13 protein-coding genes are annotated in these 14,406 nt (G+C 72.4%); 5 read left to right on the forward strand and 8 right to left on the reverse strand.

What is annotated here, in order from left to right; genetic code table 11:
* Window positions 1–58 precede the first annotated feature (58 nt).
* Together MUE36_12870 and MUE36_12875 are read left to right on the forward strand one after the other, a co-directional pair.
* The gene (locus MUE36_12870; GenBank protein MCU0311821.1) at window positions 59–850 is read left to right on the forward strand and encodes a beta-phosphoglucomutase family hydrolase; all 792 of its coding nucleotides are present in this window, start codon (window positions 59–61) and stop codon (window positions 848–850) included.
* A complete protein-coding gene (locus tag MUE36_12875) occupies window positions 847–3,231 on the forward strand; it encodes a glycoside hydrolase family 65 protein (protein MCU0311822.1) in 2,385 nt (794 codons plus the stop codon). The genes MUE36_12870 and MUE36_12875 overlap by 4 nt, the downstream gene beginning before the upstream one ends.
* On the opposite strand, the gene MUE36_12880 is transcribed toward MUE36_12875, so the two are convergent.
* The 6 genes from MUE36_12880 to MUE36_12905 all read right to left on the reverse strand — a co-directional run bounded on the left by MUE36_12880 (window position 3,232) and on the right by MUE36_12905 (window position 8,964).
* Window positions 3,232–4,707: a CoA-binding protein gene (locus MUE36_12880; protein ID MCU0311823.1), complete on the reverse strand. Its 1,476-nt coding sequence runs from the start codon at window positions 4,705–4,707 to the stop codon at window positions 3,232–3,234. It lies immediately after the preceding gene.
* Window positions 4,704–5,354: an acetate--CoA ligase family protein gene (locus tag MUE36_12885; protein MCU0311824.1), complete on the reverse strand. Its 651-nt coding sequence runs from the start codon at window positions 5,352–5,354 to the stop codon at window positions 4,704–4,706. The genes MUE36_12880 and MUE36_12885 overlap by 4 nt, the downstream gene beginning before the upstream one ends.
* A 57-nt stretch (window positions 5,355–5,411) precedes the next feature.
* The gene (locus MUE36_12890; protein ID MCU0311825.1) at window positions 5,412–6,230 is read right to left on the reverse strand and encodes an SDR family NAD(P)-dependent oxidoreductase; all 819 of its coding nucleotides are present in this window, start codon (window positions 6,228–6,230) and stop codon (window positions 5,412–5,414) included.
* On the reverse strand, window positions 6,230–7,465 hold the full coding sequence (locus tag MUE36_12895) for a DegT/DnrJ/EryC1/StrS family aminotransferase (GenBank protein MCU0311826.1): 1,236 nt from the start codon (window positions 7,463–7,465) through the stop codon (window positions 6,230–6,232). Before MUE36_12895 ends, MUE36_12890 begins: the two co-directional genes overlap by 1 nt.
* Before the next feature lie 87 nt (window positions 7,466–7,552).
* Window positions 7,553–8,701, reverse strand: a complete 1,149-nt coding sequence (locus MUE36_12900) for an epoxide hydrolase (protein MCU0311827.1) — start codon at window positions 8,699–8,701, stop codon at window positions 7,553–7,555.
* An 83-nt stretch (window positions 8,702–8,784) separates the two neighbouring features.
* Window positions 8,785–8,964 (reverse strand): hypothetical protein, encoded by a 180-nt coding sequence (locus MUE36_12905; protein ID MCU0311828.1) that lies wholly within the window; start codon window positions 8,962–8,964, stop codon window positions 8,785–8,787.
* 187 nt (window positions 8,965–9,151) lie between these two features.
* On the opposite strand from MUE36_12905, the gene MUE36_12910 reads away from it, so the two are divergent.
* Complete coding sequence (locus tag MUE36_12910) at window positions 9,152–9,421, forward strand: hypothetical protein (GenBank protein ID MCU0311829.1); 270 nt, start codon at window positions 9,152–9,154, stop codon at window positions 9,419–9,421.
* A gap of 9 nt (window positions 9,422–9,430) precedes the next feature.
* On the opposite strand, the gene MUE36_12915 is transcribed toward MUE36_12910, so the two are convergent.
* Entirely contained in the window at window positions 9,431–10,225 is a 795-nt protein-coding gene (locus MUE36_12915) for an enoyl-CoA hydratase-related protein (GenBank protein MCU0311830.1), read from the reverse strand.
* A 132-nt stretch (window positions 10,226–10,357) separates the two neighbouring features.
* On the opposite strand from MUE36_12915, the gene MUE36_12920 reads away from it, so the two are divergent.
* Complete coding sequence (locus tag MUE36_12920; protein MCU0311831.1) at window positions 10,358–11,149, forward strand: SDR family NAD(P)-dependent oxidoreductase; 792 nt, start codon at window positions 10,358–10,360, stop codon at window positions 11,147–11,149.
* A gap of 49 nt (window positions 11,150–11,198) precedes the next feature.
* On the forward strand, window positions 11,199–11,993 hold the full coding sequence (locus MUE36_12925; protein MCU0311832.1) for an SDR family oxidoreductase: 795 nt from the start codon (window positions 11,199–11,201) through the stop codon (window positions 11,991–11,993).
* Between the two features lie 45 nt (window positions 11,994–12,038).
* On the opposite strand, the gene MUE36_12930 is transcribed toward MUE36_12925, so the two are convergent.
* On the reverse strand, window positions 12,039–14,321 hold the full coding sequence (locus MUE36_12930) for an arylsulfatase (protein MCU0311833.1): 2,283 nt from the start codon (window positions 14,319–14,321) through the stop codon (window positions 12,039–12,041).
* Window positions 14,322–14,406: the final 85 nt, after the last annotated feature.

Consider the following 14,406-nt stretch of genomic DNA (forward strand, 5'->3'; position numbering starts at 1 on the left):
CTCGTGACCTTCGACCCTGGTGCTCGGAACGACGGCTCCGGGCAGTTAGCGTGTGGGGGTGCTCGGAGACGACCCCGCCGCCGTGCCCGCGTCGTCCGGGGCGTCGTCGCTCGGTCTCCCCCCGTCCATCGAGGCGTGCCTCTTCGACCTCGACGGCGTCCTGACCCGAACCGCCGACGTCCACGCCGCGGCGTGGAAGAAGATGTTCGACGCGTACCTGGTCGAGCGGGGCGCACGCGAGGGGCGGCAGTTCGAGCCCTTCACCCTCCCGTCGGACTACACCGCCCACGTCGACGGCAAGCTTCGCCAGGACGGCGTGCGCGACTTCCTCGCCTCGCGGGGCATCGAGCTGCCCGACGGGACGCCCAGCGATCCGCCCGACGCCGAGACGGTCAACGGCCTCGGCAACCGCAAGAACGTGCTGGTGCTCGACCTGATCCACAGCGACGGCGTGGCCACCTACGAGCGCTCGGTCGCCTTCGTCCGCGCCGCCGAGGAAGCCGGTCTGCGGCGAGCGGTCGTCTCGGCCAGCCGCAACTGCCAGGAGGTGCTGCGCGCCGCCGGCATCGAGGACCTCTTCGAGATCCGCATCGACGGCAACGTGGCCGCCGAGCGCCACCTGCCCGGCAAGCCCGCCCCCGACATGTTCCTCGCCGCGGCGGCTGACCTCGGCGTCGACCGCACCGCGTCGGTCGTGTTCGAGGACGCCGTCTCCGGTGTGGCCGCCGGGCGGGCGGGCGGTTTCGGGTTCGTGGTCGGGGTGGACCGGGTGGGCCACGCCGACGCGCTCCGCGCCAACGGCGCCGACATCGTGGTCGACGACCTGGGCGACCTCCTGGAGGACCGATGATCAACGGCGACTTCTTCGAGGTCGAGCCCTGGTCGCTCACCGAGCGGACGCTGCACCAGGACCACCTCCCCGAGACCGAGTCGCTCTTCGCGCTCTCCAACGGCCACATCGGCATGCGGGGCAACCTCGACGAGGGGGAGCCCAACGGGACACCGGGGTCCTACCTCAACGGCTTCTTCGAGTCGCGGCCCCTCCCCTATGCCGAGGCGGGCTACGGCTACCCCGAGGAGGGCCAGACCCTCATCGACGTGACCAACGGCAAGCTCATCCGCCTGCTGGTCGACGACGAGCCCCTCGACGTGCGCCACGGGTGGCTCGACCACCACTGCCGCAGCCTCAACTTCCGTGACGGGACGCTCGACCGCGACCTCGAGTGGCGTTCCCCGGCCGGGAAGGTCGTCCGCGTCCGCTCCACCCGGTTGGTGTCGTTCGTGCACCGGGCGGTGGCCGCCATCCGCTACGAGGTCACCGCCGTCGACGAGCCGTTGCGCATCGTCGCCCAGTCGACCCTCGTCGCCAACGAGCCCACCGACGGCGAGAACGGCGACCCGCGGGCCGCGGCCGCGCTCCGGGCCCCGCTGGTGGCGGAGTTCAACACCGCCCAGGGGCTGGAGGCGGCGCTCGGGCACCACACCCGCTCGAGCGGGCTGCGCGTGGCGGCGGGCATCGCCCACACCGTCGAGGGCCCCGATGGCACGGTCACCGACGCCGAGAGCGAGGCCGACCTGGCCAGGGTCACCGTCAGCACCGAGCTGGCCGCCGGCGAGACGCTCACCCTCGTGAAGTTCGTGGCCTACGGATGGTCGAGCCAACGGGCCATGCCGGCGCTGCGCGACCAGGTCGACGCAGCGCTCGAGTCCGCCAAGCGCAGCGGCTGGGACGGGCTCTGCGCCAGCCAGCGGCAGTACCTCGACGACTTCTGGGCCCGCGCCGACGTCGAGATCGAGGGTGACGACGAGCTGCAACAGGCCGTGCGCTTCGCCCTGTTCCATGTGCTGCAGGCCGCCGCTCGCGCCGAGCGTCGGGCCATCCCGGCCAAGGGCCTCTCCGGGCGGGGCTACGACGGCCACAGCTTCTGGGACATGGAGGCCTACGTGCTGCGGGTCCTCAGCTACACCGCCCCGCACATGGCCCGCGACGCGCTGCTGTGGCGCCACGCCACCATCCCCCAGGCCAAGGCCAGGGCCGAGGTCCTGCACCTCGAGGGGGCCACCTTCCCGTGGCGGACGATCCGGGGCGAGGAGTGCTCCGGCTACTGGCCGGCCGGCACGGCGGCCGCCCACCTGAACGCCGGCGTGGCCGACGCCGCCCGCCGCTACATCTACACCACCGGCGACGTCGCCTTCGAGGAGACCGAGGGCTTCGACCTGTTCGCCGAGACCGCCCGCTTCTGGCTGTCCCTCGGCCACACCGACGCCGAGGGCGGGTTCCGCATCGACGGGGTGACCGGCCCCGACGAGTACACGGCCCTGGTCGACAACAACGTGTTCACCAACCTCATGGCGGCCCGCAACCTGCGCTGTGCGGCCGACGTGGCCCGGCGCTACCCGCACCGCGCCCGTGACCACGGCATCGGCGACGACGAGATCGCGTCGTGGGTCCGGGCGGCCGACACGATGGTCATCCCGTTCGACGACGAGCTCGGGGTCACGCCGGCCTCGAAGGGGTTCACCCGGTACCGGCGCTGGGACTTCGAGAAGACGCCCCACGACCAGTACCCCCTGCTGATGCACTTCCCCTACTACCTCCTCTACTCGAGCCAGGTCGTCAAGCAGGCCGACCTGGTGTTCGCCCTCTACACCTGCGGCGACTCGTTCAGCTTCGAGCAGAAGCGACGGGACTTCGCGTACTACGAGGCCATCACGGTGCGCGACTCGTCGCTGTCGGCGTGCATCCAGGCGATCGTGGCCGCCGAGGTCGGGCAGATGGAGCTGGCCTACGACTACTTCCGCGAGACGGCGTTCGTCGACCTGCGCGACCTCGCCGGGAACACCAGCGACGGCCTGCACCTCGCCGCTCTCGCCGGGTGCTGGTTGGTGCCGGTGGCCGGTTTCGGAGGGATGCGCGACCACAGTGAGATGCTGCACTTCTCCCCGTACCTCCCCGATTCCATCACCCGGTTGTCGTTCCGCCTCGTCTACCGGGACCGCTGCCTCAAGGTGACCATGGCCGACGGCGAGGTGACCTACGAGGTGCTCTCCGGCGAGCCGATCACCATCGGCCACGACGGGGTGGAGATCACCGTCGCCGTCGACGCGCCCGTGACCTGTGACTGGGACGGCCAGCGCGAACCGCCGACGGTGGTGCCGCCCCCCGGTCGTGAACCGCTGCGACGAGGTGTGGGGGCCGACAGCGACGCCCCGGTGCACCGCCCGGCGTAGTCAGGCCCGGTCGGCGCGCTCCAGGAAGCGGGCGTGGCGCACGAGATGGCCCAGGGCCCGCACCGCCCGGTTCGCCGAGGCGTAGCAGAGCCGGCCGTGGGCCCGCACCGCGGCCGGACCGGCGTTGTCGGGGTCGGCCACCGCCAGCTCGGTGGCGGTGAGGACGGGGGTGCCGGTGCGGTCGGACACCTCGGCGGCGGCCGCCGCGAAGCGGGCGTCCTGCGTCTCGTGGTACGCCACGATCCGCTCCAGGCCGTGGTCGGGGTAGAAGCCGCCGCGCCGCATCAATTTGGCCTGGTTGGCCTGGATGCCGAGGCCCAGGTGGATGATCGAGTGGACGTCGGGGTGCGACGCCAGCAGCTCGAGCACCTCCGGGATGGTGTCGCGGGTCTCGCCGCCGGCCAGGTCGACCGGGTTGGCCCGGCTCCAGCGGGGAGGGAGGCGGGTGTCGATCTCGGCCCGCAGGTCGTCGGGGAGGGCCATCAGGTGCAGCGACCGGTCCCTGGCGATCGCGTCGGCGGCCACCACGCCCCATCCCCCGGCCGTGGTCATCACCACCACGTTGGGACCGGCCGGCAACGGTTGCGTGGCGAAGGTGGCGGCCGCTTCGAAGGCCTCCTCCGGCGCGGCGGCGCGGGTGACCCCGAACTGCCGGCAGGCGCCGTCGAACACCCGGTCGTTCGACGCCAGGGCGCCGGTGTGGCTGGCGGCCGCCTCGGCACCGTCCTCCGTCGCGCCGCCCTTCACCACCACGACCGGCATCCTCGGGGTGACGGTGGCCATCCGCTCGAAGAAGGCCCGGCCGTCCGGCAGGCTCTCGACGTAGGCCAGCCCGACGGTGGTGGCGGGGTCGTCGGCGTAGAAGCCGACGAAGTCGGCCACGCCCACCGCGGCGGCGTTGCCGGCCGAGACGGCCCGCGAGACGCCGACCCCTGACGCCGTCGCCCAGTTCATGAAGCTCGACACCAGGTTGCCGGACTGGCTGGCGATGCCGATCGAGCCGGGCGGGGGGTACGGGGCCACGATCTGGGCGCACAGCGACACCGGGGTGGACACCAGTCCCTGCCCGTTGGGACCGGCGACCAGCATCCCGAGCTCGGCGGCGACGGCGGTGAGCTCGTCCTGGGCGGCGCGGCCTTCCGGCCCGGCCTCGGCGTAGCCACCCGACGCCACGAACGCCGCCCGGACGCCCTTGGCGGCGCAGGCCCGGAGCAGTTCGACGTTGGCCGACGCCGGGGTGCACACCACCACCAGGTCGACGGTGCCCGGCTCGAGCTCGTCGGCGGAGCGCAGCAGCTCGACGCCGAGCACCTCGCCGCCCTGGGGGTTGATGGCCGTCACCGTGCCGGCGTAGCCGCTGGCCAGGATGTTGTGGAGGGCCACGAAGCCGAACTTGCCGGGATGGCTCGACGCCCCCGCCACCACCACGCCGCGGGGCTCGAACAGGGCCCGGTAGCCGTCGTCCGGGGCGGTCATGCGTCGACCTCCACCAGCGCGTCGACGGCGATCGGGACGCCGGCGCAGACCTTCAGGGGGTTCACGTCGATCGACGCGATGTCCGGCCGTTCGATGGCACAGGCCGACAGGGCCAGGAGGGCGTCGGCGAGCCGGTCGCGGTCGACCTCCGGCTCGCCGCGGAACGGGCCGAGCAGCGCCTGGGCCCGGAGGTCGTCGATGAGGTCCTCAGCGTCGGCGCGGCGCAGCGGTGCGAGCCGGAAGGCCACGTCCCCCAGGGCCTCGGCGGCGATCCCGCCGATCCCCAACATGACAGCGTGGCCGAGCTGGGGGTCGCGGACGACGCCGGCGATCAGCTCCCGGTGGCCCTCGAGGTGGCGGGCGACGAGGAGGCTCACCGGGCCGTCGTCGGGGGTGGCCTGCGACAACAGCGCGGCGGCGGCCTCGCGCACCTGCTCGGCGGCGCGGAGGTTCAGCCGGACCAGGCCCCGCTCGGTCTTGTGGGCGATCCGCTCCCCGTTGAGCTTGACCACCACGGGGAGGCCGAGCTCGATCGCGGCGTCCACCGCCGCGTCGGGGGTGGCGACGACCCGTTCGGCGGCCACCTCGAGCCCGTAGGAGGCCAGGAGCTCCTTGGAGTCGGACTCCGCCATCGTCGTCGTGCCCATCGTCGCCTCCGTCTCGCGTCCGGCGGTGACGCTAGGTGCTCGGGGCCCCGTCGGTGGTCAGCGGGGCGAGCCGTCGAGGTCGTGGACGGCGAGACCCCACTCGGCGATGTTGTCGAGGCTGACGGTCGTGCGCCCGGTGACGTCCGCGTCGCAGTCGCACAGCACGACGGTCCCCTCCACCATCTCCTCCATCGACTCGATCTGGTCCGGGCGCAGGGTCGATCCGACGAGGGCCGCTGCTCCCTCGCTGAGGACCGCGGCCCTGGGCTCGACCGTGTTGACCCGTATGCCCGTGCCGTACAGCTCGGCGGCGAGGCCGTTGCTGATCCGGTTGAGCGCAGCCTTCGACGCGCCGTACGCCGCCGTGCGCGGTCCCGCCGGGCCCACGTCGAACGGGGGGCCCTCCCAGTGCCGGGCGCTCCCGCTCGACAGGTTCACGATCCACCCCTCGCCGGCGTCGACCATCGCCGGCACGGCGGCCAGGGCGAGGTCGAGCGGAGCGTTCACGTTGACTTCGAACATGATGTTCCGGCGCTTCACCGAGAACCCGGTCAGCGGGGCCTGGATCGACGCGGCGGCGTTGTTGACGAGGATCTCGACCGGCCCGCCCAGCACCTCGGCCGCCTCGGGGATCACCCGCAGGCGGTCCTCGGGATCGGTGAGGTCGGCCACGACGATCCCCACGGTGGTGCCGTAGCGGGCCAGGCGATCGGCGGTCTCGGTGAGGCTGCCGGCGAGGGTCTCGTGGTGGTCGAGGGTGCGCGCGGTGAGGACCACGTCAGCGCCCTCGGCGGCCAACCGCTCGGCGATGGCCGCCCCGATGCCGCGGCTCGATCCGGTGACCACCGCCCGGCGACCCCGGAAGCGATCGGGCATCAGATCAGCCCCTTCTCGGCGAGGAACGCCTCGGTGGTCTCGCCGATGTAGTTGCAGTCGTCGTCGTCCAGCGAGTGGTTGTTGGGCAGGATGAGCCCCCACTCCATGACCCGGTCGGCGTTGGGCAGCCCGCCCAGGGGCACCCGGAACTCCCTGCCCCGCAGCATCGGCTGGCGGGTCACGTTGCCCGTCCACACCATGCGGGTGTCGATGCCGTTGCGCTCCATCCACTGTTGGTACTCCGACCGGTCGATGCCCGAGGCGGCGTCGATGATGATCGGGAACATGTGCCAGCCCGTCTCCACGCCGTCGGTGAGGCGGGGGAGGGTGAACAGCTCCGGCCAGCGGGCGAAGTGGGAGCTGGTGATGGCGAAGCTGCGTTGCCGGCGAGCCAGGTTGTCGGAGAGCTTGTCGAGCTGCACCAGGCCGAACGCAGCGGAGAGCTCCGACGGCTCGAAGTTCCAGCCGTTCTCGTCGAAGATGAACAGGTTGTCGTACTCCAGCCCGTCGTCGATGGCGCTGAAGAAGCGGTCGACCTTGCCCTTCTGGGAGCCGAAGAGCTGCAGTTCCGAGCGCCGGCCCCAGCGGCGGAACAGCAGGGCCTTGTCGGCCATGGCGTCGTCGTCGAAGCACACCATGCCCCCCGTGCCGGCGGCGGTGATGATGTGGGAGAGGGCGAAGCTGGTGAGCGAGATGTCGGCGCGGGCGCCCGTCGGCGTGCCCCGGAGGGTCTGGCCGAGGGCGTCGCAGGAGTCCTCGACCACGACGAGGTCGTGGCGGTCGGCGATGGTGCGGATGACGTCCCAGTCGGGGGCGTTGCCGATGAGGTTCGGGGCGAGGATGGCCTTCGTCCTAGGGGTCACCATCGCCTCGATGGCCTCGACGTCGATCTGGAAGGTGTCGGGGGTGACGTCGACGAAGGCGGGCACGACGCCGCGGCGCACCATCGGGGCGATGTCGGTGGAGAACGTGACGGCGCTGGTGACGATCTCGTCGCCGGGCTCGAGGTCGAGCACCTCCACGGCGAGGTAGAGGGCCGAGCTGCCCGAGTTGCACATGACACCGCGTCGCTTGGCGAACAGCTCGGCCACCCGCCGCTCCATGGCCTTGACGTTCTTGCCGATGCGCAGCGCGGTGGGCCCGCCGCGCAGGACCTCGACGACGGCCTCGATCTCGCGCTCGTCGTGCACGGACCCGGCGTACTCGATGCGGCGTTCGGACTGGATGCGGCTCACGGTTGCTCCTGGCTGGGGGTGGTTGCGGATCGGGGTGGTTGCGGGGCGTTGGCGGGGACGGAGTCGGTGGCGTCGTCGGGTCCGCCCTCAGGACCGCAGCGGCGCGAAGAAGGCCCGGACCTCCTCGACGAACAGGTCGGGGACCTCCATCGCCGCGAAGTGCCCGCCCCGGGGCTGCTCGGTCCAGCGCACCACGTTGTAGGACGACTCGACCCAGCTCCGGGGCATCCGGGTGATCTCGCCGGCGAAGTCGGTGATGCCCGTGGGCACCCCGACGAAGCCACTCGGCATGGCTTCCCGTCCGGCGAGGCGCATCTCCCGGTACAGCCTGGTCGACGACGTGGCGGTGGCGGTGGCCCAGTAGGCGGTCACGTTGGTGAGGAGCTGGTCCTTGGTGAAGGACCGTTCGACGTCGCCGTCGCAGTCGCTCCACGTCCGGAACTTCTCGACGATCCAGGCCGCCAGCCCGGCCGGAGAGTCCTCGAGCCCGTAGCCCAGGCTCTGGGGCTTCGTGCCCTGGATCTCCTGGTAGCCGGCCTCGTCACGGCGCCACCGGGCCATCGCCGCCAGGGTCTCCTGGTCGGCGTCGGAGAGCGGCGCGGGGTCGTCCTTCGGCGGGCGGGCCACGACGAAGTTGAGGTGGAGGCCGACCACCTGCTCCGGGGCGAGATCGGCCACGTTGGCGGTCACGATCGATCCCCAGTCGCCCCCCTGCGCGCCGTAGCGGTCGTGGCCGAGAGCGGCCATGATCTCGACGAAGGCGCCGGCGATGCGACGGGGGTGCCACCCGGCTTCGTGGGTCGGCCCGGAGAACGTGTAGCCGGGCAACGACGGTGCGACCACGTGGAAGGCGTCGGCCGCGTCGCCGCCGTGGGCGACCGGGTCGGTGAGGGGGCCGAGCACGTCGAGGAACTCCACGATCGAACCGGGCCACCCGTGCACGAGGAGCAGCGGGAGGGCGTCCGGTTCGGGGGACCGGGCGTGGACGAAGTGGATGTTCTGGTCGTCGATCGTGGTCGTGAACTGCTCGAAGGCGTTGATCCGCGCCTCCTGGGCCCGCCAGTCGAAGCCGTCGATCCAGTAGGTCACCAGTTCGCGCAGGTAGTCGAGGTCGGTGCCCGCATCCCAGCCCGAACCGGTGATGGTGTTCGGGAAGCGGGTGCGCCGGAGCCGGTCGCGGAGGTCGTGGAGGTCGGCGTCGGCGACGTCGACCCGGTAGGGCGTGAAGGTCGTCACGCCGGCGATGCTAGGGGTCGGGCGGCGTCGGCGATCCGGCGTGGCAAGGTGGCCCCCGGGGCGGGCCTGCCGGAGCACGCCGATCAGGAGGTGAGCAGATGGGGACGGTCATCGAGGTCTTCGCCGACGTGGGGTGCCCGTTCACCCATGTCGGGCTGCGCCGCTTCGTCGAGCACCGTGCCGCGACGGGCCACGACGACGTCCGGCTCCTCGTCAGGTCGTGGCCCCTCGAGGTCGTCAACGGAGAACCCCTCGACGCCCACTTCATCGCCGAGGAGGTGGACGACATCCGCCGCCAGGTGGCGCCGGCGCTGTTCGTCGGGTTCCGGGAGGAGAGCTTTCCGGCGACGTCGCTGCCGGCGATGGCCCTCGCCGCGGCTGCCTACCGGTCCGGTCTCGAGGCCGGCGAGCAGGTGAGCCTCCGGCTGCGCGACCTGCTCTTCGAGGAGGGTGTCGACATCGGCCGACCCGGAGGTGCTCGGCGAGGTCGGCGTGGAGGTGGGCCTGGGGCCCGACGACGTCGATCCGGACTCGGTGCGCGCCGACCACGCGGAGGGTGTGGAGCGCGGGGTGATCGGATCGCCGCACTTCTTCACCCCGGCCGGCGGGTTCTTCTGCCCTTCGCTCGACGTCAGCCGCGACGACCGCGGCCACCTGCGCATCCTCGCCGACCCCGAGGGCTTCGAGGCCTTCCTCGACGGCTGCTTCACCACCGACTGAGCGGCGGCCTCAGGACGAGCCGGTGGTGCGCTGCCGGTATCGCGCCATGAACTCCTGCACGTCGGGCGCGTGGTTGAGCAGGTTCTGGTTGCGGATCTCGAGGGCGAGGGCACTCGCCAGGCTGGGGGCCTCGGTGTTGTGCCAGAGCACCTCCTTGGTGGTGCGCAGGCCCGTGCTCGTGTACCCGGCCATCCGGCGGGCGTAGTCGAGGGCCAGCTCGTCGAGCTCGTCGTCGGCCACCACCCTCGACACGAGGCCCATCTGCAGCGCCTCCGCGGCGTCGATGTCACGTCCGGTGAGGATCAGGTCGAACGCCCGGGCGTTGCCGATGAGTCGCGGCAACAGGTACGTGATGCCGATGTCGGTGCCGGAGAGACCGGTGCGGATGAACGCCGAGCAGAACCGGGCGGAGCTCGACGCGACCCGGATGTCCGCCGCGCAGGCCAGAGCCAGGCCTCCGCCGAAGGCGGGCCCGTTGACGGCGGCCACGATCACCTGGGGCAGGTCGCGCATGTGCACCGTGAGGTTCGACATGAACGTCTGGGCGTCGACCCCGCTGTGGACGTGGCGGTGCTCGCCGGGCGCGGGAGGCGAGCCGAAGTCCTTGAGGTCGAGTCCTGCGCAGAAGCCCCGGCCGGCACCGGTGAGGATCACGACCTTGGCGTCCACGTCGGCCGCGACCGTGTCGAGGGCGTCGTGCAGGTCGGCGACGAGCGGGAAGTCGATGGCGTTCAACCGTTCCGGGCGGTTGAGGCGGATCATGGTGATGTGGGGCTCCACGGGGAGCACCTCGACGTCGGGCACAGCTCCGCTCCTCGGTGGTCTCGGCGGTGCCGGCTGGCACGCGGCGGTCAAACCCTCGCACGTCCGAGAGGCCCGCGGGCGTGGCAGGATCGACCCGACGTCGCCTCGCGGGCGGCGGGGAGGGGGACCACGATGATCGGGTCGATCGAGGGCGCGGTGGCGGTCGTGACGGGGGCGGCCAGCGGTATCGGCTTCGCCCTCGCCGAGCGCTTCGCCGCCGACGGGGCGTCGGTGGTGCTCGCCGATCTCGACGAGGCGCGGCTCCGGCGGATGACCGGCACGCTCGCGGACGGCGGTGCCGACGTGCACGCCGTGGTCACCGACGTGACCGACCCGGCCTCGGTCGACGCCCTGGCCGCGGCCACGCTCGAACGGTTCGGACGCGTCGAGATCGTCTGCAACAACGCCGGCGCGCTGGCCATGGGCCCCAGCTGGGAGCTGACCCTCGAGGACTGGCACCGCGTGATGGACGTGAACTTCTGGGGCGTGGTGCACGGCATCCGGGCCTTCGTCCCGGTGCTCGTCGAGGCGGGCCGACCGGCCCACATCGTGAACACGTCGTCGATGGCCGGCGTGGCGGCGCTGCCGTCGCTGGGCCCCTACGTGGCTTCGAAGCAAGCCGTGTTCGGGGTCTCCGAGGCCCTGTCCCACGAGCTCGCCGCGGTGGGGGCACCGGTGGGGGTGAGCGTGCTGTGCCCGGGGTACGTGCCCAGCCGTCTCGGGCTGCCCGCCGACGCCGAGGCGGCCGAGCCGGCACCGGGGCAGCCCGGCGCGTCGGACGTGGCGGCACGGGTGGCGGAGGCGATCCTCGACGGACGCTTCTACGTCTTCACCCACGAGGGCTCCACCCGCTACGTCGAGGAGCGGGCCGCGGCGATCGTCGACGGCCGCACGGCCTACGTCGTCGGCCTGCCCTCGACCTGAGGGCTTCGGTAGGGTCCCGGTCGGCGCCGAGCGCGCCAGGGGGTGGGCGATGACGGTCGTCGGGGTGGTCACCGGGGCGTCGAGCGGCATGGGCGCGGCGTGCGTCGAGGTGCTGCGCGAGCGGTGCGACGTGGTGCTGCGGGCCGACCGGGAGGCACCCCGGGCCGACACGGTCGGGTCCGGGGACGTGGTCGCCCGCGTCGACATCGCCGACCGCTCCGACGTGGAGGCCCTCGCGGAGCGGGCGGCTGGGCTGGGTGAGGTGCACCACCTGGTGCACGCCGCCGGCATCTCCCCGACGATGGCCGACGCCGGGCGGGTGTTCGACGTGGACCTCCACGGATCGGCGTTGCTCGTCGAGGCGTTCGGGCCGGTGATGGCCGAGGGCGGGTCGGCGGTGCTGTTCTCGTCGATGGCCGCGCACCTCGTGGCGCCGGCGGTCGACGACGCGTCCCGGGTCGTTCTGGCCGACCCGCTGGCCGACGATGCTCGTGAGCGCTTCCTGGCCCTGCTCGGCGAGGGCCAGGATCCCGGCTTCGCCTACGGCCTGGCGAAGTACGGCGTATTGGATCTCGTCCGCCGCCGCGCCGCCGACTGGGCGTCGCGGGGAGCGCGCCTCAACTCGGTGTCGCCGGGCTCGATCGACACCCCGATGGGCCGCGCCGAGCTCGAGGGGCAGCCGGCCATGCGGGCGATGCTCGAGCAGACACCGTTCCCCCGGTTGGGCAGGCCGGAGGAGGTCGCAGGGGTGGTGGCCTTCCTGCTCTCGCCGGTGGCGTCGTTCGTGACCGGCACCGACGTCCTCGTCGACGGGGGGCTCGTGGCCACCGTGCGCTCGGCCTGAGCGCGTCCCGGGTCCGCCCGTGGACGGTCCGGCGGGTGGTCGTGGTCACTGGTGGCGCATGACGGCCTCGAGCTCCGTGGCGAGGTCGAGCGGCGGGGGCGGACCGACGTCGATCCGTACGCCGGCCAGCGACGACGGTGCCGGGAACGGCGGCTCGTAGTCGTCGGTGACCGGGAAGGGTCGGCCGTAGCCGACGGTGAGGAACGCACCGTCGGGGGCGATGGCGGAGGGGAAGGCGATCGGCAGCACCGCCTCGGCGCTGGTCACCGGTCCGGCACCGTCGCCGGCGGTGAGGGTGAGGTCGAAACCTCCTACGGCGCGCGGGGTGGCGTCGACGGCCAGCAGTCGCGCTCCGGTGGGGATCGGTGACGAGATGCCGTGCTCGCGGCCGTCGAAGGCCAGCACCCAGCGGACCTCTCCGCCGGTGAGGTACCAGGCCCACCCCGCCAGCCGATCCCCCTGCTCGCACAGCACGCCGGCGTCGGCGGCGGAGAGGGCCTCGTCGAAGGTGGCCGTCATCCGGAACCCGCCCATGAGGAGCGGCCCGTTCGACTCGTGGACCTTGTCGCCGGGGACGAACCGGTGGGTGCCCCGGAAGTTCATCCACGGCAGGTGGAGCTGCCCGATCCGGTTGTCGCGGCTGTCGTCGAGGGGGAGCACCTGGTTGCGTTCGGCGGCGTCGTGCCACGCCGCGACGAGCTCGGCGAGCTTCTCGGGGTGCTCGGCGGCGAGGTCGTGGCGCTCGTTCGGGTCGACGGCGCTGTGGAACAGCTGCCACTCGTCCCCGGCGAAGTCGTCGCTGCCGGGGATGGCGTCGCGCTCCGCGGCGGTGAGCTGGTTCACGTGGTTCGTGACGGCCTTCCAACCGTCGACGTACATCGCTCGGCTGCCCCAGCACTCGTAGTACTGCGAGCGGCGGGGGTCGGGGGCCCGGGCGTCGTCGAGCACGCTGGTCACGGCCACGCCGTCGAGGCTCATCTGGGGCACGCCACGGAGCTCGGCGGGGGGCACGACGCCCACCAGGTCGAGCAGGGTCGTCGGCACGTCGACGGCGTGGACGTACTGGTGACGCACCCCGCCCGGGTCGCCGATGCGGCCGGGGAAGGACACGATCATCGGGTCGCGCACCCCGCCCTCGAACGTGTAGCGCTTCCACCGCCGGAACGGCGTGTTGCCGGCCAGCGCCCATCCCCACGGGTAGTGCCCGCTCGAACGGAACCCACCGAGGTCGTCGAGGTGCTCGAGCTCCCGGTCGAGATCGTCGGGGAGGTCCGAGATGTAGTGGCGCAGCTGGTTCCACGAGCCGTTCGGCCCGCCCTCGGCCGAGCAGCCGTTGTCGGACACGAGCACGACGACGGTGTTCTCGGCCAGGCCGGAGCGATCGAGGTGGTCGAGCACGCGGCCGATGTGGTGGTCGGTGTGGCTGAGGAAGCCGGCGAAGACCTCCATCATCCGGGCGTAGAGGCGTCGCCGCGCGGGGTCGATGTCGGCCCACGCCTCGATCCACTCGGGGCGGTCGGGGAGCTCGGTGTCCTCGGCGACGACGCCGAGCGCCTTCTGGCGGGCCAGGGTCTCGGAGCGCCAGACGTCCCAGCCGTCGTCGAAACGGCCGCGGTAGCGCTCGATCCACTCGGGGGGTGCCTGGTGGGGGGCGTGCGGCGAGCCGGTGGCGTACCAGAGGAGGAACGGGCGATCCGGGTCGTGCAGTCGGAGGTCGCGCAACCGCGCGATGGCCTCGTCGGCGAGATCGGCGTCGAGGTGGTAGCCCTCGTCGGGCGTGGCCGGTGGTTCGACGTGGTGGTGGTCACGGATCAGGTTGGGTGTCCACTGGTTGGTCTCGCCGTTGAGGAACCCGTAGTAGCGGTCGAACCCGAGGCCCGACGGCCACATGTCGTAGGGCCCGGTCGCCCGCCGGTCCCGTGGGACGAGGTGCCACTTGCCGATGGCGGTCGTGGCGTAGCCCTCGGCGCGCAGGACCTCGGCGATCGTGCCGGCGCCGTCGGGGAACACGCCCGTGTAGCCGGGGTAGTTGACCGGGAGGTCGGGGAGCATCCCCATCCCGACGCGGTGGTGGTTGCGCCCGGTGAGCAGGCACGCCCGGGTGGGGGAGCACACGGCGGTGGTGTGGAAGTTCGTGAAGCGCAGCCCCCGCGACGCGAGCCGGTCGATGTTGGGGGTGTCGATGTTCGAGCCGTAGCAGCCGAGCTGCGCGAACCCGAGGTCGTCGAGGACGATGACGACGACGTTCGGCGCGCCTCGCCGGTACGGGGCCGGCGCGGCCGGCGCCGAGCTGTCCTTCAGCGCCAGCTCGATGCGTCGCTCGGTCATCGTCCCCCCGTCCGTCGCGCCCTGTGGCGTGTCGTGCGCCGCCTTCGTCCCCGCAACGTACGCCAGCCGGATCGCCGCGGACGGC

The organism is Acidimicrobiales bacterium, from assembly GCA_025455885.1.
Taxonomy (GTDB): Bacteria; Actinomycetota; Acidimicrobiia; order Acidimicrobiales; family Acidimicrobilacustridaceae; genus Rhabdothermincola_A.

What these genes read in the sequence shown, in the direction of transcription:
- MUE36_12930 (MCU0311833.1), bottom strand. Translation starts at nt 14,321, where the DNA reads ATGACCGAGCGACGCATCGAGCTGGCGCTGAAGGACAGCTCGGCGCCG.
- MUE36_12925 (MCU0311832.1), top strand. Translation starts at nt 11,199, where the DNA reads ATGACGGTCGTCGGGGTGGTCACCGGGGCGTCGAGCGGCATGGGCGCG.
- MUE36_12880 (MCU0311823.1), bottom strand. Translation starts at nt 4,707, where the DNA reads ATGACCGCCCCGGACGACGGCTACCGGGCCCTGTTCGAGCCCCGCGGC.
- MUE36_12875 (MCU0311822.1), top strand. Translation starts at nt 847, where the DNA reads ATGATCAACGGCGACTTCTTCGAGGTCGAGCCCTGGTCGCTCACCGAG.
- MUE36_12885 (MCU0311824.1), bottom strand. Translation starts at nt 5,354, where the DNA reads ATGGGCACGACGACGATGGCGGAGTCCGACTCCAAGGAGCTCCTGGCC.
- MUE36_12920 (MCU0311831.1), top strand. Translation starts at nt 10,358, where the DNA reads ATGATCGGGTCGATCGAGGGCGCGGTGGCGGTCGTGACGGGGGCGGCC.
- MUE36_12890 (MCU0311825.1), bottom strand. Translation starts at nt 6,230, where the DNA reads ATGCCCGATCGCTTCCGGGGTCGCCGGGCGGTGGTCACCGGATCGAGC.